The 22678-nt window shown below is 69.9% G+C and carries 15 protein-coding genes and 1 pseudogene; 6 read left to right on the top strand and 10 right to left on the bottom strand.

What is annotated here, in order from left to right; genetic code table 11:
* Positions 1-20: 20 nt before the first annotated feature.
* On the bottom strand, positions 21-803 hold the full coding sequence (locus BBK82_RS45455) for a slipin family protein (RefSeq protein ID WP_065921888.1): 783 nt from the start codon (positions 801-803) through the stop codon (positions 21-23).
* A gap of 82 nt (positions 804-885) precedes the next feature.
* Positions 886-5148 (bottom strand): glycoside hydrolase family 2, encoded by a 4263-nt coding sequence (locus BBK82_RS45450; RefSeq protein ID WP_065920445.1) that lies wholly within the window; start codon positions 5146-5148, stop codon positions 886-888.
* A gap of 134 nt (positions 5149-5282) precedes the next feature.
* Between BBK82_RS45450 and mshC the strand changes: the two genes are divergently transcribed.
* Positions 5283-6521, top strand: coding sequence for a cysteine--1-D-myo-inosityl 2-amino-2-deoxy-alpha-D-glucopyranoside ligase (mshC, locus tag BBK82_RS45445; protein ID WP_071812816.1), 1239 nt, complete (start codon positions 5283-5285; stop codon positions 6519-6521).
* A 40-nt stretch (positions 6522-6561) separates the two neighbouring features.
* On the opposite strand, the gene BBK82_RS45440 is transcribed toward mshC, so the two are convergent.
* The 3 genes from BBK82_RS45440 to BBK82_RS45435 form a co-directional block, all read right to left on the bottom strand.
* Positions 6562-8112 carry a helix-turn-helix domain-containing protein gene (locus BBK82_RS45440; RefSeq protein WP_065920443.1) on the bottom strand — a complete coding sequence of 517 codons (1551 nt, stop codon included), beginning with the start codon at positions 8110-8112 and terminating at the stop codon, positions 6562-6564.
* Positions 8113-8274: a hypothetical protein gene (locus BBK82_RS51305; RefSeq protein WP_154697885.1), complete on the bottom strand. Its 162-nt coding sequence runs from the start codon at positions 8272-8274 to the stop codon at positions 8113-8115.
* A 687-nt stretch (positions 8275-8961) separates the two neighbouring features.
* Positions 8962-10755 (bottom strand): S8 family peptidase, encoded by a 1794-nt coding sequence (locus BBK82_RS45435; RefSeq protein ID WP_065920442.1) that lies wholly within the window; start codon positions 10753-10755, stop codon positions 8962-8964.
* Between the two features lie 409 nt (positions 10756-11164).
* On the opposite strand from BBK82_RS45435, the gene BBK82_RS45430 reads away from it, so the two are divergent.
* On the top strand, positions 11165-12265 hold the full coding sequence (locus tag BBK82_RS45430) for a S1 family peptidase (protein ID WP_065920441.1): 1101 nt from the start codon (positions 11165-11167) through the stop codon (positions 12263-12265).
* 56 nt (positions 12266-12321) lie between these two features.
* On the opposite strand, the gene BBK82_RS53510 is transcribed toward BBK82_RS45430, so the two are convergent.
* The 3 genes and pseudogenes from BBK82_RS53510 to BBK82_RS45420 form a co-directional block, all read right to left on the bottom strand.
* Positions 12322-12807: a class I SAM-dependent methyltransferase gene (locus tag BBK82_RS53510; RefSeq protein ID WP_218920548.1), complete on the bottom strand. Its 486-nt coding sequence runs from the start codon at positions 12805-12807 to the stop codon at positions 12322-12324.
* Between the two features lie 215 nt (positions 12808-13022).
* Positions 13023-13097: pseudogene (locus tag BBK82_RS57140) on the bottom strand (hypothetical protein); the annotation flags it as partial.
* A 157-nt stretch (positions 13098-13254) separates the two neighbouring features.
* The gene (locus BBK82_RS45420) at positions 13255-13752 is read right to left on the bottom strand and encodes a GbsR/MarR family transcriptional regulator (RefSeq protein WP_065920440.1); all 498 of its coding nucleotides are present in this window, start codon (positions 13750-13752) and stop codon (positions 13255-13257) included.
* 83 nt (positions 13753-13835) lie between these two features.
* Here BBK82_RS45420 and BBK82_RS45415 point away from each other — a divergent pair, with 83 nt between their 5' ends.
* Positions 13836-14723 (top strand): ABC transporter ATP-binding protein, encoded by an 888-nt coding sequence (locus tag BBK82_RS45415; RefSeq protein WP_065920439.1) that lies wholly within the window; start codon positions 13836-13838, stop codon positions 14721-14723.
* A complete protein-coding gene (locus BBK82_RS45410; RefSeq protein ID WP_065920438.1) occupies positions 14720-16303 on the top strand; it encodes an ABC transporter permease in 1584 nt (527 codons plus the stop codon). The genes BBK82_RS45415 and BBK82_RS45410 overlap by 4 nt, the downstream gene beginning before the upstream one ends.
* Here the strand turns inward: BBK82_RS45410 and BBK82_RS45405 are convergent.
* Entirely contained in the window at positions 16233-17393 is a 1161-nt protein-coding gene (locus BBK82_RS45405; protein ID WP_237047944.1) for an MFS transporter, read from the bottom strand. The genes BBK82_RS45410 and BBK82_RS45405 overlap by 71 nt on opposite strands.
* A gap of 131 nt (positions 17394-17524) precedes the next feature.
* A complete protein-coding gene (locus tag BBK82_RS45400; RefSeq protein WP_065920436.1) occupies positions 17525-18430 on the bottom strand; it encodes a PAC2 family protein in 906 nt (301 codons plus the stop codon).
* 48 nt (positions 18431-18478) lie between these two features.
* On the opposite strand from BBK82_RS45400, the gene metH reads away from it, so the two are divergent.
* Together metH and BBK82_RS45390 are read left to right on the top strand one after the other, a co-directional pair.
* Positions 18479-22027 (top strand): methionine synthase, encoded by a 3549-nt coding sequence (gene metH, locus BBK82_RS45395; RefSeq protein ID WP_065920435.1) that lies wholly within the window; start codon positions 18479-18481, stop codon positions 22025-22027.
* Positions 22020-22676: an HAD family hydrolase gene (locus BBK82_RS45390; RefSeq protein WP_065920434.1), complete on the top strand. Its 657-nt coding sequence runs from the start codon at positions 22020-22022 to the stop codon at positions 22674-22676. Before metH ends, BBK82_RS45390 begins: the two co-directional genes overlap by 8 nt.
* Positions 22677-22678: the final 2 nt, after the last annotated feature.

The following is a 22678-nucleotide window of genomic DNA, read 5'->3' as shown; positions in this document are numbered from 1 at the left end:
AAGGCGTTACGCCGGTTAACTCACTCGGGCGAATCACCCTTGCGTAGTTCGTTCGTGTTCTTCTCCAGGAACCGCAGCAGCTCCACGGGGAACGGCAGCACCAGCGTGGAGTTCTTCTCCGCCGCCACCTCGACGATCGTCTGCAGCAACCGAAGCTGCAGCGCCGCCGGCGTCTGCTCCATGCGGCCCGCCGCCTCGGACAGCTTCTTCGACGCCTGCAGCTCGCCGTCCGCGGTGATGATCCGGGCCCGGCGCTCGCGTTCGGCCTCCGCCTGCCGCGACATCGAGCGCTTCATGCTCTCCGGCAGCGCCACGTCCTTGATCTCGACCCGGTCGATGTCGATGCCCCACGACAGCGCGGGCGTGTCGATCATCAGCTCCAGGCCCTGGTTGAGGTTCTCGCGGTTGGACAGCAGGTCGTCCAGCTCGCTCTTGCCGATGATCGACCGCAGCGACGTCTGCGCCACCTGCAGCATCGCGAACCGGTAGTCCTCGACGTTGACGACGGCCTTCGCCGGGTCCTGCACCTTGAAGTAGACGACGGCGTCGACCCGCACGGTGACGTTGTCGCGGGTGATGCCGTCCTGGGCGGGCACGGGCAGGGTGACGATCTGCATGTTGACCTTGCGCAGCTGGTCCACGCCGGGGAGCAGCATCGTCAGCCCTGGCCCGCGCACGCTCTCCTGGAGCCTGCCGAACCGGAACACCAGTCCCTGCTCGAACTGCTTGATGACCCGCGCGCTCATCGCGAGCCCCACCCCGCCGAGCGCCACCAGCCCACCGAGGACCTCGAAGAAGATCATCGCCACCCCGCTTCCGGCACGCGGGGGCTCCGCGTGTCCCTGAAGGGAACGCGGGACTCCCGCGTGACCTCAACGGTACGCCTCATCGGCAGGTCAGGACCGGGGTTGCCCAGTCGGCGTGGTCGTGGGCGTTGCCGTCACCTCCGTCCGTGACACGGAACGTGAGCACCGTTGCTCCGGACGTGTCCACGGTGACCGGGACGGCGGCGCTTTGGCCTGTGAGCACAGGGCTTCGGTAGATCTGCCGGCCGTCCTCGAGCAGCTCGAAGCGGACGCTGCCACCGCCGTTCGTCTCGTCGTCGATGCCGACGGTGGCGGTGAGCCGGGTGCACCTGCCGCCGGTGTAGACCTGGAACTCCGAGTCGGCGTGCACACCGACGCCCTTGTCGAACTTCGCGCCCCGGATGCTCATCGGACTGCCGTCACCGCCCGCGTTCTCGCCGTTGCTGCGGTCGCGTTCGACCGGGCCCCAGCCGTTGCGCTCGTTCAGGAACGGCAGCGCGGACACCTCCGCGTCCCCGGTCGGTGCGGGAGGCGTGGCGGTGAAGTCCCTGGTCAGCGAGGTGGTCGCCTTGCCGGTCTGCACCTGGGCGAACACCGGCCGGGTGCCGACGTCGCCGCCGTCGCGCTTGATGGTCACCTTCGCGGAGCCGCTGGTGAGGTCGACGGTGTCCGGCGTGACCGACCAACCGTCCGGTGCGGTCAGCCGGGCCGTCGTGGTGCCGGGGCAGGGCCGCGTCACGACGAGTTCGGCCTCCACCTGCTCACCCGGTTCGAGTGCGGTGTCCGTGGCCCGCAGTTCGGCCGTGGGCGCGCAGTCGACCCGGTTGCCGAGCTTGCCCGTGGCGGCCTCCGCGGGCGTGAGCGGGCGCAGCAGCACGGAGTACGCGTACTCGTTGCCCGCCTCGACCTGGTACTGCGGCAACGGCTCGTGGAACGTCTCGCTGACGCCCGTCACGCGATGAGCCGCGTGCAGGGTGGTCCAGCCGTCGTTCTTCCTGAGCGCGAACGGGTACGCCGCGCGGTCGAGGTCGTCGTACCGCGAGACGCGCACGTCCAGGTCACCCGCGACGAGCAGGCCGGCGCGGCCGTCGGACAGCGTGGCCCAGCGGGTGTCGGCGTGGTTGCCGAAGTCCTGCGGCTTGTAGTAGTCGTTGAACTCGTTGTCCACAGTGGACTGGTAGACGCCGACCGGGTTGCCCGCCTTGCGGTCGTCGTAGTTCTCGCCGGGGCCACGGCCGTACCAGGTGAACTTCTGGTACTTCTCCGGCACCTTGAGCGTGAACCCGATGCCGGGCAGGTAGGACAGGTCGCGCATCCGGTCGCGCGCCGCCACCCGGTGCCCGACGTGGATCTCCCCGGCACCGGTGATGCGGTAGGTGAACGTCTGCCCGAACGACGCGGTCGCGACCGCCTGCGCCGTCGACTTCGCCGTGACGACCGTGTCGCCGTTCGACTCGGTGACGGTCACGCTCGACGGCGTGGTCTTCAGGCGGTCGAGACCGTTGCGGTACCAGGAACCGTCCTCGCTCATGAACTCGTTGGACAGCGGCGCCCGCCACGCGTCCAGCTCCGGGCCGTTCTTCAGCAGTTCGGTGCCGCGCACCCGCATCGACGTGAGCGTGCCGGTGGACTTGCTGACCACGTAACGAAAGCCGGTGCCCGAGACCACGACCTCGGTGTCGGACTGGGTGGTCCGCAGCTCGCCCGCGGGTGCGCTGGTGTGCAGACCGGCGACCTGCGTGCCGCCCACCGGGAACTGGGCGATGCCCACGTCGTTGCCGCGCCGGTCGGTGGCGCGGACGGTCAGCCAGCGTTCGGTGTCGGCTTTGAAGTCCGGCAACGTCACCGTGCCGGGCTGCAGCTTGCCGCGGTGCTGGACGACCGTGCGGCCGTTGTCCTGGACCTGCCAGCGCAGTTCGAGGTCGTCGGTGCCGGTGAACTGGCGTTCGCTCACGATCGTGAGCTTGTTGTCGTTGTAGGAGAACCGGATGGGGGAGTGGACGGCCATCAGCTCGGTGGTCTCGGGCTGCGGCCTGCGGTCCGCCCACACCACGCCGTCGACACCGCCGGTGCCCGCGCCGTAGGACTCCTTACGGCCCTTGTCCTCCAGGCGTTCGAAGTCGAGCGCCAGCACGGCGGTGGACTTCGGGTCCCGCGCCAGCTCGGCGTCGGTCAGCGCCCGGTGGTAGATCCGGACCTGGTCGACGCTGCCGTGGGCCATGCGGGTGCCGACGTTCTCCTGCATGGTCTCGGCGTTGCGGCCGATGGTGACCGGCCAGTGCGACCAGTCGACCGTGCCGGTGAAGTCGGTGGTGGCGACCTCGCGGCCGTCGATCAGCAAGCGGAGCCTCGTGCCGTCGAACGTGCCGGTGACGCGGTGCCAGTTGCCGTAGAAGTCGGCCGGAACCTGCGCTTCGACCGTGCGCCAGGTGCCGTTGTGGATGAAGAACTGCAGCGTGGTGCGGTTGGCCATCTTCAGCGCGTACTGGTGGTCGCCCTTGGAGATGACGGTGAAGTCGCCGGTCCACTCGGCGGGCTTGACCCACGCGTCGAGGGTGAGCCCGGTGGTGACCTCGTCGAGCTTGCGGTCGCGGTAGACCTCCACGAAGTCGTCGAGACCGCTGAGCTCCAACGCCTTCCCGTGCGGTCCGTCCACATGCGACGGCTTGCCGGACAGCCAGCTGAGGATGTCGTTCGCGTCGTCGGGCGTGGTGAACAGGGGGAGTGCGATGTTCTGCTCGGCCCAGTCCCAGATGAAGCCGCCCTGCACCTGCGGGTAGGCGCGCACGACGTCCCAGAACTCCTGGAAGTTGCCGAGGCTGTTGCCCATCGCGTGCGCGTACTCGCCCATGATGATCGGCTTGGTCGTCGTCTTCGCCTTGGCTTCCAAGCTCGCCGGCGATGGATAACGCGGCCCGGCGACGTCGGCGAACGGCGCGTCGCCGTCGGGCACGTTGGGCTGGTGGTAGAGCGGGCGGGCGTCGTTCTTCCGCGCGTACTCGGCCATCGTGTAGTGCGCCTTGCCCAGCCCTGCCTCGTTGCCGGTGTCCCACATGACCACGCTGGGGTGGTTCTTGTCGCGTTGCATCATCGCGACGAACCGCTCCTGGAACGCGTCCTGCCACTCAGGGCGTTCGGCGAGGCAGTTGTCGGGGCAGCCGTCGTGGTGGTGGGTCTCGATGTCGACCTCGTCGGCGATCATCAGGCCGTTGCGGTCGGCGAGCTCGTAGAAGTACGGGTCGCTGGGGTAGTGCGAGGTGCGGACGGCGTTGATGTTGAACCGCTTCATCAGCTCGACATCTGCCTCCTGCTCGGCGCGGGTGACGTGGCGGCTGCCGTTGACGCTCGTCTCGGCGCGGTTGGTGCCGCGGAACAGCACGCGCTTGCCGTTGATCTTGAGCTGCCTGTCGATGATCTCGATCTCGCGGAACCCGACGGGCTGCTTGCCGGTCTGGATGACACGGTTGTCACGCAGCAGCTCGACGCGCAGCTCGTAGACGTTCGGGGTCTCGTCGGTCCACTTCAGCGGGTTGGCGACCCTGCCGTCGGTGATCGGGACCTCACGGCCGCTCGGGTCGAAGAGCCTGGTCCGGACGGTGTGCCCCGCGCTCGGCCCGCCGATCTTGACGTCCGCGCTGATCGTGGCGTCGCGGTACTGGGCGTCGAGGTCGGTCTTGACCGTGACGTCCTGCAGGTACGTCTTCGGAGTCGAGTAGAGCCAGACCTCGCGGAAGATGCCGGAGAACCGCCACTGGTCGAAGTCCTCGAGGTGGGAGCCGGAGCCCCAGCGGTGGACCTGGACCCTCACCGTGTTGCGGCCGGGCGTGAGCTCGGCGGTGACGTCGAACTCGGCCGGGGTGTAGCCGCCTTGGTCGTAGCCGGCGTACACGCCGTTGACCCAGACGAAGTAACCGCTGGTCACGCCCTCGAACCTGAGCAGGGTGCGGTCGAAGTCGCGCGGCAGGTCGAACGTCTTCTCGTAGACGCCGGTGGGGTTCACGTCGTGCGGGACCCGCGGCGGGTCGTCCGGGTACATCTCGGTCGGGATGTTGCGGAACATCGGGTGGTCGAGGAAGTCCGTCTGCCAGGTGTGCGGCACCTGGACCGTGCGCCAGCCGGTGATCTCGGGCGTGACGTCCTGCGGCTTGTCGAACATCCGGATGCGCCACTCGCCGTTCAGGCTCAGGCGGCGCTCGGGCTTGAGGTCGGGGTGCGGCGGCTCCTGGCCCTCCCCGGTCATCCGGGGGTTCTCCAGGTAGGCCAGGGCGTCCAGTTCCTGCGCCGAAGCGGTGGCAGGGGACAGTGAGAGCGCTATCAACGTGGCTACGACGACACGAAGCATGCCCCCTGACGCTAGGGACGCGCTGACAACGTCGTCAACGAATGTCCGATCTTTCTGTCCTGGTCCGTTCGGGGTGCTGGTCCCAACAGCCGGAAAGTGCGCTCCACCCGGCGGCACGCGTTAGTGTCGGACGCATGCAGACCTGGTCATCCATTCCTGTGCCGCGGGTTCCGGGGGACCCCCGCCCGCTGCGGCTGTACGACACGGCTACGGGCGAAGTGCGTCCGACGGCGCCAGGAGACACCGCCAGGTTGTACGTGTGCGGCATCACGCCGTACGACGCGACGCACCTCGGCCACGCCGCCACCTACCTGGCCTTCGACCTCGTGCACCGCATCTGGCTCGACAACGGCCACAACGTGCACTACGTCCAGAACGTCACCGACGTCGACGACCCCCTGCTCGAGCGCGCGATCCGCGACAAGGACGACTGGGTCGTCCTCGCCATGCGTGAGACGGCCCTGTTCCGCGAGGACATGGCGGCCCTGCGCGTCCTGCCGCCGCAGGACTTCGTCGGGATCGTCGAGGCGATCCCGGAGATCGTCGAGGTGGTCGCGAAGCTGGTGGCCGACGGCCACGCCTACCGCGTGGACGACGACGAGTACCCGGACGTCTACTTCGAGCACAACACCACCGGCCGGTTCGGCTACGAGTCGAACTACTCGGAGGAGACGATGAGGGCGCTCTTCGCCGAACGCGGCGGCGACCCCGACCGTCCCGGCAAGAAGCACCCGCTCGACGCCCTGCTGTGGCGCGTCGCCCGCCCCGGCGAGCCGTCGTGGCCGTCGGAGCTCGGCGAAGGCCGTCCCGGCTGGCACATCGAGTGCAGCGCCATCGCCCACAACCGCCTCGGCATGGGCTTCGACGTCCAGGGCGGCGGCTCCGACCTGATCTACCCGCACCACGAGTACTCCGCGGCCCACGCCGAGGCCCAGACCGGCGAACACCCGTTCGCCCGCCACTACGTGCACGCGGGCATGATCGGCCTCGACGGCGAGAAGATGTCGAAGTCGCGCGGCAACCTGGTCTTCGTCTCGAAGCTGCGCGCCTCGAAGGTGGACCCGAACGCGATCAGGCTCGCCCTGCTGGCCGGCCACTACCGCGAAGACCGCCCGTGGACCCAGGCGCTGCTCGACGAGGCACTGGTGCGGGTGGACAAGTGGCGCCGCGCGGTGTCACTCCCCTCGGGACCGTCCGCTGTGGACACCGTGACGCGGTTGCGCGACCACCTGGGCAACGACCTCGACACGCCGCGCGCGTTGGCCGCTATCGACGCGTGGGCGGATGAGGCGCTGTCGGTGCGCGGGTCGGACACGCACGGGCCGTCGCAGGTGCGTACGGCGGTGGATGCGCTGCTGGGCGTGGAGCTCTGACAGTCGCCGGGGCGGGCACCGTCCGGTGCCCGCCCCGGCCTCACCACGTCCAGCTCAGGCCGTACCCGTGGCCCGCCTGCAGTTCGGCGAACGCGGCGTGGACCTCGCCGCAGTCGTCCACCGCCATGTAGTCGCGCCCGGAGTCGATCTCGTCGGCGTTGCGGTGGAACACGTGGTCGATCCGCCACACCGCCGTGGGTGTCCGTGCACCGAACCTGGACACGAGCCGGAAGCGTTCGCACCGCCGCTCCGGCCAGAACACGTACCGCGGGTTCCACCGGCCGTCGGGCACGCTCACCTGGAGCGCGAAGTCGTGCACCTCTCCCAGCCGCAGTCGCCTGGGCAGGCCGAGGCCCAGCACGAACCGCCGCGGCGACGGCCGTTCCGTCGACAGCAGCTGCGCCCCGTGCAACACGATCACGTCCAGCTCGGCGGGTGTGGCGTCGCCGTTGCGCGGCAGGGTGAAGGACCAGGTGACCCGGTCGAGTCCGTCGCGGTCGGCCACGATCGTCCTGCTTTCGGTGCACCGCGGTGTGGCACCGTCCAGACTGAGCACCGCCTCGAACTCCCGCAGGTGCCAGGCGTGCTCACGGGTGGCCTGGGACACCGGGCGAGGTGCCGCGATCGCCGCTTCCGCCATGCGCGCCAACGCCTCGTCGATCCTGCGCCGGGAGGTTCCGGGGCTGCGGTCCTGATGAGCGGCGAGCCACTCGACCCGTTCCCGGAACACGCGGTGCGGAGCGTCCGGGTTGAGCCCGAGCGTGGTGACGACGGCGACGCGCACGTCCGGCGGGAGGTCCTCGGTGACGTCCCGGACCCACTCACCGACCTTGCGGCGCACCGTTTCCGAGCCGTCGAACTCCGTGAGATCGCAGAGCTGGCGCAACACGGGGCCGAGTGCGTCCTTCAGGTCCGGCGCGTGCACGCCGGGGCCACGGCGCAGCCGCCGGAGCTCCTCGGTCAGTGCCTCGGGGCTGAGCGTGGTCAGCGGGGGACCGGTGGCCTTGTGGGTCGACGCCCGTGCCGAGCCGCCGGCGTTCGCGGCGCGGTCGTGCGCTCGCACCCACGGTTCGCGGTGCCGCATGGGCACCCTGCACGCGGTGAGGATCGTGTGCAGGCTCTCCAGCCGAAGTGGCTGCGACGTGGTGAGCCAGCGGTGGGCGGACGTGTGCGTGATCGAGTCACCTGCTGCCGCCGCTGCGTCGCACAGAGCCTTCGGGGAGAAGACGCCGGACTCGTGAGCCAGCAGCACCAGCTCGTGGTGCAGGCTCTCCCACGTGTCCGCGTGGTCGGGCCGTGGTGGCCGGGTGGACCCCTGGCTGCGGGCCTTCTCCCGGCGCCACACGTGTCCGGCCTCGACCGTCACGTCGTCCCGGCCGCACCCTTCCACGAAAGCGTTGACCAGCTCCAGCGACGGCATGGTCTTGCCGCTGAGCGCCTCGGACAACGACGCCTGCGAGTAGCCGGTCCCCGAGGACAGTCGCGCGAGCGTCAGGTCGGTGTTTCCGGTGTAGATGCCGCGCAGAAAGGACGCGACGACCCCGGCCGGACTGCTCGCGTCGCGGATCGGCTTCAGCCTCTTCTGGCCCACTCATCCCACCCGGCCCTTCGAAGACCGGGTGACGAGCACCGTCGCCGCGGCCGTGACGGCCCCCAGCAGGACGAAGGCCAGCAGGAGGCGCAGCTCCGCCTCGCCGCTCCGCACTTCCACCGGCCCGATGCGGGACAGCGCGGATTGCAGTGGAGCGGGCACCGCACAGATGATGGGACTCACCGTTTCAACTCTCTCGGGTCGCGGTCCAGATGAATTGGCCGAACTGACATTCGGGAGCTGCCGAGTCCCGAGTGCTGTGCGGTTTGATACAGCGCCCGGAGAGGACGGGGCAAGGCATTCGGGATCCACGCCGAAGACGTACCGCGATCTTCGGCGTGGGTCCCGTGGTGGGAGAGGAATCTTCAGCGTGGAGCCCGTGAGCGCTCGATTCCGCTCGCGGCGGTATCATGAGCGCTGATCAGCGCGGGGACCGGCTGGGGATGCACTGACCTTGATCTGGCGCACAATTGACCTGCCCTCGCCCCACATGCGGTGTCAAGATGGATCCGCCTTCTGTGGGGAAGGTGCCGAGTCTCTCTGCGGTCCAGACGAGTTCGGTGAGCAGCCCCCTTGCTGCCGCTTGTGGGAGCTGCCAATGCGCAAGAGGGGGTGTCCGGACAATACCGGGCACCCCTCATTGTTTCCCGTTGGGCCACGAATTCCGTCCGCGCGGGAATTAGAAGTTTTCAGACCTCCGGCCACCCGTGCTCGCCCGACGGCTCCAACGCCAGCACGCCGTCGCCGGCCGGGGACGCCTCGAACGGCGGCACCACCCCGGCGGTCTTGGGTAGAAGAAACCGCCCCCGGCACGAATGCCGGGGGCGGTCGTCACTTCACCGCGGGAGCTCAGACGTCGAGCGTCCAGCTGTTCAACGTGCCCGTGTCCAGGAACGCCGCGTCGCGCACGCGCAGCGTCCAGGTGCCGTTGGCGGCCTCACCGGAGAGGTTCTTGGTGTAGGTCTCGTTGATGTTGTCGGCCGAGCCGCCGCTGCGGTTGTGCAGGTTGACGACGGTGCCGTCCGGCGCGACCAGGTCGACCACCAGGTCGCCCTTGTAGGTGTGGGTGATGGCCACCTTGACGGAGGCGGTGGCCGACGCGTTGCCCGAGCAGCCGGAGACCACGATGGTGCTGGTCACGGTCTGCTGGTCCGGGATCGCGACCGGGGTGGAGTTGGTGCGGGCGTCACAGCTGCCGCCGACCGCGTTGACGACCCACGAGAAGGTCGCCGTGCCGGTCTTGCCGGCCGCGTCGGTCACAGTGGCGGTGACCGAATAGGTGCCGGCGGTGGTCGGCGTGCCGGAGATGGCGCCGGAGGACGACGCCGTCAGGCCGGCCGGGAGACCGGTCACGGACCAGGTGTACGGCGCGGTGCCGCCGGAGGCCGAGAGCTGCAGCGACACCGGGGTGCCGACCGTGGAGGTCTGGTTACCGGGGTTGGTCACCGACGGGTTGCCGGGCTGGCCGCCGCCCCACAGCGTGTAGAGCAGCTTGTTCGGCGTGTTGGCGCCGACGTTGGTGATCTTGTTGGGGGTGGAGGCCGCGTTCAGGCCGGCCCACACCGCGGCGGGGGAGTCGGTCGGGTGCGTGGCGAGCCACAGGGCCGCGGCGCCCGCGACGTGCGGGGTCGCCATCGACGTGCCGGAGATGTTGTTCGTGGAGGTGTCGTTGGTCATCCACGCCGACACGATGTTCGAGCCCGGCGCGTAGATGTCCGTGCAGGAGCCGTAGTTCGAGAACGACGAGCGCGCGTCGGTGTTCGTCGAGGAGTTGACGGTGATCGCCTCGGCGACGCGGGCCGGGGAGGTCGAGCACGCGTCGGTGTTCGAGTTGCCCGACGCGATCGCGTAGGTGACGCCGGACGCGATGGAGTTGCGCACGGCCGTGTCGAGCGCGGAGTCCGCGCCGCCACCGAGCGACATGTTCGCGACGGCGGGCTTCACGGCGTTCTGGGTGACCCAGTTGACGCCGTTGACGACGCCGGCGGTGGTGCCGGAACCGGCGCAGTTCAGCACCTTGACGGCGACGACCTTGGCGGCCTTCGCGACGCCGTACTGCGAGCCCGCGACGGTGCCGGCGACGTGCGTGCCGTGGCCGTTGCAGTCGGTGTTGTTGGAGTCGACGGTGTTGGTGCCCCACGTGGCACGGCCGCCGAACGTCTGGTGCGTGGTGCGGACACCGGTGTCGATGATGTACGCCGTCACGTTGGACGCGGTGGTGTCGTACTGGTAGCTGTTGCTCAGCGGCAGATCACGCTGGTCGACGCGGTCGATGCCCCACGACGGCGGGTTCTGCTGCACGTCGAGCGCGTGCACCACGGCGTCCTGCTGGACGAACGCGACACGCGGGTCGGCGGCCAGGCGCGCGGCCTGCTTCTCGGTCATGGTCACCGAGAAGCCGTTGAGCGCGTGCTCCCAGACGTCGCGCACCTTGCCGCCGTAGCGTCCGGCCAGGTCCGGAGCGGCGGCCCTCGACGCCGTGCCGGACTTGAGCGAGACGATGTAGCTGTCCTTCACGACCTCGGCGCGGTCGACGCCGAGAATCGTTCCGACATTTTCCTGAGCGGAGGCTGCGGGCACCACGGCGACGGCCAGACAGATGGCAGCGGCGGCGGTGAGTCCCGTACCCAAGACTCTTCGCATTGCAGGGTTCTCCCTCTAGCAGGGAACAGGGTGTCCTGCACGCTAGACCAAACCCGCAGGTCAGAGGGATAGGCCGGGACGACGCAACTGTTGACACATTTTGCAGTGCATGTCAACAGGAATCGCTCACCCGCAGTCACGGAAATAGGCTGAGAGAGCGCATTTGAATTCGCTATACCAACCCGAACGCCGAAGTCCAACCCGCCGATCGACCCTACCGGCCGGTAGGCAGCGCGACATAGCGTCGCCCGGACGGAGCAACGAACTGATCGGGCAGTTCAGCCGCCTGGGGACGCCGTGCATCCGGTGTCGTGCGGGCTGTGTTGCAGCACAGCCATCCCCCTCATCGCCACTGCCCGGTCCGGTGTTACTCCGGCCCTGCACGGATCGAAGATGAGGAGAAGCGCCTATGAAGCGCATTGCTTTCGCGGCGGTCGCCGTCCTGGCGGGTGCGTTCGCGACGACAGCCACCCCTGCCGCTGTCGCCGCGCCGGAACCGTCGGCGGAACTGCTGACCGCGATGCAGCGCGACCTCGGCCTGGACGCCCGGCAGGCGGCGGAGAGGCTGCGCCAGGAGAGCGCGGCCGCGGTCCTGCAGCACGTCGCGAAGGGTTTCGCCGGTGACGACTTCGGTGGCGCGTGGTTCGACGCGTCCACCGGCAAGCTCGTCGTGGGCGTGACCGACGAGGCCAAGTCCGACGGGCTGCGCCGGCTCGGCGCCGAGCCGAGGACGGTGGCCAACAAGGCCGGCGACCTGGACGCGGCCAAGGCCAGGCTGGACGCGGAGAAGGCCCCGGCAGCGGTCACCGGCTGGTTCGTCGACACCAGGTCCAACGCCGTCACCGTCACGGTGAAGCGCGGCCAGGTGCAGGCGGCCGAGTCGTTCGCGGCCAAGGCGGGCACGCTCGCCCAGGTCGTCGAGACCGATGAGGCGCCGCGGTTGTTCAAGGACATCCGCGGTGGTGACGCCTACTACATCAACAACGCCGGCCGCTGCTCGGTGGGCTTCGCGGTGCAGGGCGGGTTCGTCACCGCCGGTCACTGCGGCTCGCCCGGTGACTCCGTGGCCGGTGCCGACCGCACCGCACTCGGCGCGTTCGAGGGCTCGTCCTTCCCCGGCAACGACTACGGGTGGGTCAAGGCCAACTCGTCGTGGACGCCCACGGCCAAGGTGAACCACTACGGCGGCGCGGACGTCATCGTCTCCGGCAACACCGAGGCCGCGGTCGGCGCGTCGATCTGCCGTTCCGGCTCGACCACGGGCTGGCACTGCGGCACCGTCTCGGCCAAGAACCAGACGGTGAACTACCAGGAGGGCTCGGTCAGCGGCCTCACGCGCACCGACGTGTGCGCGGAGCCCGGTGACTCGGGTGGCTCATGGGTCAGCGGCACGCAGGCGCAGGGCGTCACCTCGGGTGGCTCCGGCAACTGCACGAGCGGCGGCACGACCTACTTCCAGCCGGTCAACGAGATCCTCTCGGCGTACAACCTGACGCTCGTCACGAGCTGACGCCCGCAACGACGGTGAGCGCCCGCGGGTCCCGACCCGCGGGCGCTCCGCGCGTTCTAGCGGGCCTGGTAGGCGGTGACCAGCACGGAGACCGTCACTTCACAGGCGGTCACGCCGGGTGGAACGCCGTGCCGCGCGTTCGGCGTCATACTGGCCAGGTTCGAGGCGTCCTCCCGGCTGAGCGAGAGCGAGTAGGTGACGTCCTCGGTGGTCACGGGCGTGAACCGCCCGGCCAGCACCCGGCTCAGCCGGTTCTCCTTGGCCGGGTCGACCCCGACCACACCGGGCAGTTGGGCCAGGTGCCGTGCGGTCGGGCGCGCGACCACCAACCTGCCCCCGCGGCGCAGCACCCGGTGGAACTCGGCCGGGTTGCGCGGCGCGAACACGTCCAGCACGACGTCGGCCACCCCGTCGGCCAATGGGAACGGCCGGAACACGTCCCACGTCGCCGCGGCCGCCCGCGGGTGCACCCTGGCTGCGGACCGCGCCGCGCGCACCGACGTGTCCAGGCCAGCCCGGGCGCCGGGCAGGTGGTCGAGCACCCGGCCAGGTGGTAGCCGGTGCCGCAGCCGACGTCCACGACCGTCTCGCCGGTCCCGGCGAGCGCGGCCACGGCATCGCGGATGGGCGCGTAGCCGCCGGTCGCGAGGAACCGGTGCCGCGCCGCGACCATCGCGGGATCGTCACCGCTGGTGGGACGGGTGCCGGAGAGCAGGCTGACGTAGCCGTGGCGGCCGATGTCGAACGCATGGCCCGCGGGGCACCGGAGTGCGCCGCCGGCGGGGTGGAGCCGATGCGCGCACACGGGGCAGCGCAGCAGGTCGACCGACATTTCCAGAGCAGGGGACAACAACGCGAGCAGCTCCTCGCACGACTGAGGGACGGGACGACGAGGAGGACGAAGCCGTCAACCGGCCTCGCCCTCGGTGTCCTCCACTCAGATGTGGAAGTGCGGAATGCTCACGAACGGCACCCGACAACCATATGCGTCAGGACTCGCGCCCGGCGATCCACTTCTCCCGGTGCACCTTCCACCGCTCCAGCATCGACCCGAGCTCGCTGTGGCAGAACCGGAAGAACTCGCGCGTCTCGTCCAGCCGGGACCCGGCGTCGGTGTCCGGCCCGAGCGCCGCGACGCCCTCGCTCAGCACCTCGTCGATCATCCCGAGCATCTGGTCCTTGCGGAACGTCGCCTCGTACCAGACGTCGTCGCGCATCCGGTACACGTCGCGGCGCGAGCCGGGTTCCCGTTCGCGGCTCACGATCCGGACCTGGGTCAGGTAGCGCACCGCGCCCGACACCGCCGCCGGGCTGATCTGCAGCAGGTCGGCGATCTCGGCCGAGGTGAGCTTGCCGGAGTCCGTCGTGAGCAACGCCGCGAGTATGCGCGCCGGCATGCGGGCCATGCCCGTGTCCGACAGGATCGCGCCGAACCGTTCGACGAACTGGCTCACCGCCTGCTGGTCACGCTGGGTCACCCTGGTCACTGCGGCATCATCCCCTTCCGTCAGCCGATCGGGCAAAATTTACGGACTTCACGAAGTTGTGAAACAAGCGTAGCTTACCGGCCATGACATCTGCGATATCCGTGTCGGGCCTGGTGAAGACCTTCGGCCCGACGCGTGCACTGGACGACCTGAACCTGGACGTCCAGACCGGTGAGGTGCACGGCTTCCTCGGGCCCAACGGCGCGGGCAAGTCGACGACGATCCGGATCCTGCTCGGCCTGCTGCGCGCCGACTCCGGCACCGCACGGCTGCTCGGCGGCGACCCGTGGAAGGACACCGCGTCCCTGCACCGCCGCCTCGCCTACGTCCCCGGCGACGTGAACCTCTGGCCCAACCTGACCGGTGGCGAGGTCATCGACCTGCTCGGACGCCTGCGCGGAGGCCTGGACAAGGCCCGCCGCGCCGAGCTCCTGGAGCGCTTCGAACTGGACCCGCGCAAGAAGGGCCGCACCTACTCCAAGGGCAACCGGCAGAAGGTCGCACTGGTCGCCGCCCTGTCGAGCGACGTCGAGCTGCTGATCCTCGACGAGCCGACCTCGGGCCTCGACCCGTTGATGGAGGCCGTCTTCCAGGACTGCATCAACGACGAACGCGCGCGCGGCCGCACCGTGCTGCTGTCCAGCCACATCCTCGCCGAGGTCGAGGCGCTGTGCGACCGGGTCAGCATCATCCGCAACGGGCACATCGTCGAGACCGGCACGCTCGCCGACCTGCGGCACCTGACCCGCACCTCGATCTCCGCCGAGCTCGCCGCCCCGCCCAACGGGCTCGCGAACCTCGACGGCGTCCACGACCTGGTCGCCGAGGGCAACCGGGTCCGCTTCGAGGTCGACTCGGACAAGCTCGACCTCGTCCTCAAGCAGCTCGTGTCCACCGGCGTGCGGACGCTCACCTCGCAACCGCCGACGCTGGAGGAGCTGTTCCTGCGCCACTACGAGGACGCGAAATGATCGGTACCCGGCACCTCGTCCGGCTGGCGCTGCGCCGCGACCGGATCCTGCTCCCGATCTGGGTGTTGTTCCTGGTCGGCGTCACCTACTCCACGACGACCGCGCTGGAGGAGCTGTACTCCTCGCCGGAGTCGCGGGCGCTGCTCGGCGTCACCGCGAACGCCAACTCCGCGTTCCTCGCCATGCTCGGCCCGCTGCACGACTGGTCGTCGCTCGGCGGCCTGGTCGTGTGGCGCTGGGGCGTCTTCTCCGGCCTGTTCATCGCGATCATGGCCATGCTGGTCGTCACCCGCCACACGCGCGCAGAAGAAGAAGCGGGCCGTACGGAGCTGATCGCCGCCACGGTCGTCGGACGGCACGCGCCGCTGGCCGCCGCGGTACTCGTCGCGGGCGGCACGAGCCTGCTGATCGGGCTCCTGCAGGCGCTGGCGTTGATCGGCAAGGACCTCGACGCGGCGGGCGCGTTCGCGTTCGGCCTGTCCACGGCTTCGGTGGGCCTGGTGTTCACCGGTGTCAGCGCGCTGACCGCGCAGCTGTCGGAGAACTCGCGCGTGTCGAACGCGGTCGCGGGCGGCTTCCTCGGTGTGACCTACCTGTTTCGCGCGGCGGGCGACGCGGCGGGGGAGTCGGGCCCGCAGTGGTTGACCTGGCTCTCGCCGATCGGCTGGACCGAGCACGTCCGGTCGTTCGGCGACGACCGGTTCTGGGTGCTGCTGCTGCCGTTGACGGCGTTCGCCCTGCTCATCGGCCTGTCGAGCTACATCGTGACGCGTCGCGACGTCGGTCTCGGCCTGCTGCCCGCCCGGCTCGGCCCGGCGCACGGCACGATCGGCACCCCGTTCGGCCTGGCCTGGCGGCTGCAGAAGGGCTCGCTGATCGGCTGGTCGATCGCGTTGTTCGGCGTGGGCGTGATCTACGGCAGCGTCGCGCAGGCGGTCGGGCAGATGGTGCAGGACAACCCGGCGCTCGGGCAGATCGTGCAGACGATCGGTGGCGCCGACGCGATGGTGGACGCGTTCTTCGCGACCGTCACCCAGCTGCTCGGCCTGATCACGTCGATCTACCTGGTCCAGGCGGTGCTGCGGCTGCGCTCGGAGGAGACCTCCTTCCGGGCGGAACCGCTGCTCGCGACCCCGGTGTCGCGCTGGGGCTGGGTCGCCTCGCACGCGGTGTTCGCCCTGGCCGGCGGCGCGGTCGTGCTGGCCGCGGCCGGACTCGGGCTCGGGCTGGTCTACGGGGTGCAGACCGACGACCTCGGCGGCGTGCTGCCGCGCATGGTCGGCACCGCGCTGGTCCAGCTCCCGGCTGCCTGGGTGGTCGCGGGGGTGGCGCTGGCGTTGTTCGGGCTGTTCCCGCAGCTCACGGGCGTGAGCTGGGCGGTGGTGTCGGTGTCGCTGGTGGTCACGCTGCTCGGCCCGGCGCTGCAGCTCGACCAGTGGGTGATCGACCTGGCGCCGTTCACGCACGTCCCGAAGTACCCGGACATCACCTTCGGGCCGCTGGCGTGGCTCACCGGGGTGGCGGTGGTGCTCCTGGCTGCGGGGTTCGCCGGCTTCCGGCGCCGCGACCTGACCACGTGACGACCGCGGGCACGACGACCAGCAGCCCGGCGGGCACGAGGAAGCCCGCGAGCGGATGCGCCTGGTAGAGCGGGACGAACGCCAACGGGGCCGCGGCGGCGCCCATGAAGCGCAGTGACTGCACGACACTGACGCTGCCGCCCCTGTTGGCGTTGTCGCTCCGCAGCACCAACGCGTTGATGCTCACCAGCACACCCTGCGCCGCCGCACCGGTCAGCGCCCACGCGATGACCACCACCGCCGCGAACGGCGTCGTGCCCGCCGCCGCGATCAGGCCGCCCCCGAGCGTCGCGCCGATGACGACGGTGGTCGTGGCGCCGAACCGGTCGATGGCCTTGCCGATGTGCCGGGCGGTCAGGAACCCGACGATGCCGAAGCCGGTGAGCAGCAGCCCGCGTTCACCGGCACTCAGGCCGAACACGTCGTCCAGCCGGAACGCCACCAGGAACGACAGCCCGCCCAGACAGCCCCAGCCGACGAACGCGATGAGCGCCGGCCGCAGCGTGCTCGGCACGAACGCGCTGCGCAGGCTCGCGTCGCGCTCCGGCTCGGCGTCGGTCTGCGGCACGCCCAGCACCGCGAGCCCGGCCGCCACCACCGCGATCACCACGAACGCCAGCCGCCAGTCGATCTCCGCGGTGAGCCCGCCCACGAGCGGCGCCGAGGTCTGCCCGGCCGCCTGCATCGACCCGAAGAGCCCCAGCGCGCGCCCGAGCTTCTCCTTCGGGGTCGAGGCGGCGATCACGGCCAGCAGCACCGGCGTGGTGAACGAGTTCGCCGCGCCCTGCAACACCCGCGAGGCCAGCAGCACCTCGAACGTCCACGCGGACGCGGCCAGCAGCGACGTGACCGCGTAGGCCACGTAGGCGACCCGGACCGTCCGTTGTGGACCCCAGCGCTGCGCGAGCGTGCCGGAGACGAGCATCAGCACCGCGAACGGCACGAGGTAGTAGGTCAGCGTCGAGGCCGCCGCACCGGGTGACCGGCCGAAGCCGTCCCCGATCTCCGGCAGGATCGACGTGGTGACGGCGCCGCCGAACGGCCCGATCACCGCGCCCGCGTACAACCCGGCGCGTGCCAACCGTCCCACGGACACCTCCACCGCTCACCCTAGTGGGGGAGTGGCGGCGATGGTTGCTGGAGCTAAGTGATTTTCAGCGGAGATCACCGGGTCGAAAAATCCCCGCGGGCAGGTGCCCACGGGGATTCGTCCTGACGCCCTCAGCTCTGGCGAGGACCGGTCGACGGCCAGCCGGGCCCGCGCCCGCGCCGTCGCAGGTACCGCTCGAACTCCGCCGCGATGTCGTCGCCGGAGGCCTCGGTGATCTGGATGGCCGCGTCACCGCGTTCCTCCAGCGCGCGCACGTAGTTGCGCACGTCCTCGTCCTCGTCGGCCATCTCGGTGACCGTGCGCTCCCACTCCTCGGCCTGCTCGGGCAGCGCGCCGAGCGGGACCTCGATGTCGAGGACCTCCTCCACCCGGTGCAGCAGCGCGAGCGTGGCCTTCGGGGAGGGCGGCTGCGAGACGTAGTGCGGGACGGCGGCCCAGAAGGAGATCGCCGGGATGCCCGCCTGCACGCACGCGTCCTGGAACACGCCGACGATGCCGGTCGGGCCCTCGTACTTCGAGTGCTCCAGGCCGAACTTCTCGGCGGCGTCCGCGTCGTAGGCCGTGCCGGTGACGGGCACCGGGCGGGTGTGCGGCGTGTCCATGAGCAACGCGCCGAGGGTCACCACGGTCGTCACCCCGAGAGCCTCGATGTGGCCGAGCAGCTCGCCCGCGAACTTGCGCCACCTCATGTTCGGCTCGATGCCGTGCACGAGGATCACGTCGACGGGGGAGCCGGGAGGCCGGCACACCGAGAGCCGAGTCGTCGGCCAGTCGACCCTCCGGGTGACACCGTCCACCATCCGGACCGTGGGCCGGGTCACCTGGAAGTCGTAGTAGTCGTCGGGGTCGATCTCGGCGAGCGGGGTGGCGTCCCAGGTGAGTTGCAGGTGCTCGACGGCGGTGCTCGCGGCATCGCCCGCGTCGTTCCAGCCTTCGAAGGCGCAGACCATGATCGGGCTCGTGAGCGGTTTGCGCGTGTTCGACGGGGTCGGGGATTCCTGGGACGGATCGTTCACGGCGCCAGACTACGGCCTTCCCCATCCTTCTCACCGTAGGCTTGGCCCATGCCTGATCGCGGATCCTCGCCGTTCCTGGAAGCGCTGGTGAACCGGGTTGTGGTCGCCGACGGCGCCATGGGCACGATGCTCCAGGCGGCTGACCTCTCCCTCGACGACTTCTCCGGTCTGGAGGGGTGCAACGAGATCCTCAACGTCACCCGGCCGGACGTCGTGAAGAGCGTCCACCGCGGTTATCTCGACGTCGGCGTGGACGCGGTGGAGACCAACACCTTCGGGGCGAACCTCGCGAACCTGGCCGAGTACGACATCCCGGACGAGATCTTCCGGCTGTCCGAACGCGGTGCCGCGCTCGCCCGCGAGGTCGCCGACGAGTACAGCACGCCTGAGCAGCCGCGGTTCGTGCTCGGCTCGGTCGGTCCCGGCACCAAGCTGCCGACCTTGGGCCACGCGCCGTTCGCCACCCTGCGCGACGCCTACCAGGAGCAGTGCAGGGGCCTGCTGGCCGGCGGGGTGGACGCGATCATCGTGGAGACCTCGCAGGACCTGCTGCAGACCAAGGCCTCGGTCATCGGCGCCAAGCGCGCGATGACCGCGGAGGGCCGGGTCGTGCCGATCATCGCCCAGGTCACCGTCGAGACCACCGGCACGATGCTGCTGGGCTCGGAGATCGGCGCCGCGCTGACCGCCCTGGAACCTCTCGGCATCGACCTCATCGGCCTCAACTGCGCCACCGGTCCCGCCGAGATGAGCGAGCACCTGCGCACGTTGTCCAAGCACGCCCGCATCCCGCTGTCGGTGATGCCCAACGCCGGTCTGCCCGAGCTCGGCCCGGACGGCGCCGTCTACCCGCTCTCGCCGGAGGAGCTGGCCCAGGCGCTCGCCGGGTTCGTCACCGAGTTCGGCACGAGGCTCGTCGGCGGCTGCTGCGGCACGACCGCGGAACACCTCCGTCAGGTCACGGAGGCGGTGAAAGATCTCGGTCCCACCCGGCGACGGTCGCGCCCGGAGCCCGGTGTGTCCTCTTTGTACCAGGCCGTCCCGTTCAAGCAGGACGCGTCGGTGCTGATGATCGGCGAGCGCACGAACGCCAACGGCTCCAAGGCGTTCCGCGAGGCGATGCTGGCCGGGAAGTGGGACGACTGCATCGAGATCGCGCGCGACCAGACCCGCGAGGGCGCGCACCTGATCGACCTGTGCATCGACTACGTGGGCCGTGACGGCGAGGCGGACATGCGCGCGCTGGCGTCCCGGCTGGCCACCGCGTCGACGTTGCCGATCATGCTCGACTCCACCGAACCCGCGGTGCTGCAGGCGGGGCTGGAGTGCCTCGGTGGCCGCAGCGCCGTCAACTCGGTCAACTACGAGGACGGCGACGGCCCGGACTCGCGGTTCCAGAAGATCATGCGGCTGGCGTCGGAGCACGGGTCGGCTGTGGTGGCGCTGTGCATCGACGAGGAGGGGCAGGCCCGCACGGCCGAGTGGAAGGTCCGCGTCGCCGTCCGGTTGATCGAGGACCTGACCACCAACTGGGGCATGCGGGTCAACGACATCATCGTCGACTGCCTGACGTTCCCGATCTCCACCGGCCAGGAGGAGGTCCGCCGCGACGCCGTCGAGACGATCGAGGCGATCCGCGAGCTCAAGCGGCGTTACCCGGACGTGCAGACGACCCTGGGCCTGTCGAACGTCTCCTTCGGACTGAACCCGGCCGCGCGCCAGGTGCTGAACTCGGTGTTCCTGCACGAGTGCGTGCAGGCGGGCCTCGACACCGCGATCGTGCACGCCTCGAAGATCGTGCCGATGGCGCGGATCCCCGACGAGCAGCGCGCGGTCGCGCTGGACCTCGTCTACGACCGCCGCCGCGAGGGCTACGACCCGCTGCAGAAGCTGATGGAGCTCTTCGAGGGCGTCACCACGAAGTCCAACTCGGCCTCGCGCGCCGAGGAGCTGGCGGCGCTGCCGTTGTTCGAACGGCTGGAGCGCCGGATCGTCGACGGTGAGCGCAACGGGCTCGAGGCCGACCTCGACGCCGCGCTGGAGCAGCGGCCGGCGTTGCAGATCATCAACGACACATTGCTCGCGGGCATGAAGACCGTCGGCGAGCTCTTCGGCTCAGGCCAGATGCAGCTGCCGTTCGTGCTGCAGTCCGCCGAGGTGATGAAGACGGCCGTCGCCCACCTCGAACCGCACATGGAACGGTCCGAGGACGACGCTGCCGGTGGCAAGGGCCGCATCGTGCTCGCGACCGTCAAGGGCGACGTGCACGACATCGGCAAGAACCTCGTCGACATCATCCTGTCCAACAACGGCTACGAGGTCGTGAACATCGGCATCAAGCAGCCGATCAACACGATCCTGGAGGCCGCGGAGGAGCACCGCGCGGACGCCATCGGCATGTCCGGCCTGCTGGTGAAGTCGACCGTGATCATGAAGGAGAACCTGGAGGAGATGAACTCCAGGGGCGTGGCGGCGCGGTGGCCCGTGCTGCTGGGCGGTGCGGCGTTGACGCGGGCGTACGTCGAGAACGACCTGACCGAGATGTACTTCGGCGATGTCCGCTACGCGCGGGACGCCTTCGAGGGCCTGCGCCTGATGGACGCGATCATGGCCGCCAAGCGCGGCGAGGCTCCGCTGGTGGACCCGGAGGCCCAGGCCAAGGCCGCGGAGCGCAAGGCCCGCCGCGAGCGTTCGCTGCGCATCGCCGCGGCTCGCAAAGCCGTTGCCGGAGAAGAGGAAGTCGTGTCCGGCCGGTCGGACGTGGCCGCGGACAACCCGATCCCGGTGCCGCCGTTCTGGGGCAGCCGGGTGGTGAAGGGCATCCCGGTCGCGGACTACTCGGCCCTGCTGGACGAGCGCGCGACGTTCATGGGCCAGTGGGGGCTCAAGGGCTCGCGCGGCAGTGGCCCTACCTATGAGGAGCTGGTCGAGACCGAGGGCCGTCCTCGCCTGCGGTACTGGATGGAACGGCTTGCCACGGAAGGTGTTCTTGCCCACGCCGCCGTCGTCTACGGCTACTTCCCGTGCGTGTCCGAGGGCAACGACCTGGTGGTCCTGACCGAGCCCGCCGCGGACTCGCCCGAGCGCTTCCGGTTCCGCTTTCCGCGCCAGAAAAGGGATCGGCGGCTGTGCCTGGCCGACTTCTGGCGTCCGCGGGAGTCCGGTGAGGTCGACGTGATCGCGTTCCACCTCGTGACGATGGGCCAGCCGATCGCCGACTACGCGAACGAGCTGTTCGGCAAGAACGCGTATCGTGAGTACCTGGAAGTCCACGGACTGGGGGTCCAGCTCACCGAAGCGCTGGCCGAGTACTGGCACAAGCGGGTCCGCGAGGAGCTCGTGTGGCCTTCGGGCGGCTCAGTGGCTCAGGAGGACCCCGCGGACGTCGAGGAGTACTTCAAGCTCGGCTACCGCGGCGCGCGGTACTCGTTCGGCTACGGCGCCTGCCCCGAGATGGAAGACCGCGAGCGCGTCGTCGACCTGCTCGATCCGGCACGCATCGGGGTCTCCCTGTCCGAGGAGCTTCAGCTGCACCCCGAACAGTCCACCGACGCCTTCGTGGCGCACCACCCGGAGGCGAAGTACTTCAATGTCTGACTTGCAGGCCGTGCTGTGGGACATGGACGGCACACTGCTCGACTCCGAGAAGCTGTGGGACATCCCGCTCTTCGAGTACGCCGAGAAGCTCGGCGGCGTGCTGTCGCAGGAGACCCGCGAACGCATGGTCGGCAGCAACGTGCCCACGACGATGCGCCTGTTGTTCGGCGACGTCGGCATCGAGCCCACCGAGGCCGACATGGCCGACGGTGCCGCGTGGATCCTGCGCCGCACCGAGGAGGTCTTCCGCGCCGGACTGCCGTGGCGCCCCGGCGCTCAGGAGGCGTTGAAGGCGGTCCGTGCGTCGGGCGTGCCGATGGCGTTGGTGACGTCCACCGAGCGCGGCCTGACCGAGGTCGCGCTGGACACCATCGGGCGGGACCTGTTCGACGTGACCGTGTGCGGCGACGAGGTGGACGGCCTGAACAAGCCGCTGCCGGAGCCGTACCTGAAGGCGGCGCGGCTGCTGGGCGTGGACGCGGCCCGGTGCGTGGCGATCGAGGACTCGCCGACCGGGGTGACGGCGGCGGTGGCGGCCGGGTGCACCGTGCTGGTCGTGCCCTGCGACGTCGAGGTGCCGCCGGGGGAGCGGCGGATCTTCCGCGACTCGCTCGTCGGCGTCGACCTCGACGTGCTGAAGGCGCTGTAGCT

This window comes from Lentzea guizhouensis, assembly GCF_001701025.1.
Classification (GTDB): Bacteria; Actinomycetota; Actinomycetes; order Mycobacteriales; family Pseudonocardiaceae; genus Lentzea; species Lentzea guizhouensis.
The sequence above is the reverse complement of the archived record's forward strand: the minus strand, read 5'-3'. Positions and strand labels throughout refer to the sequence as shown.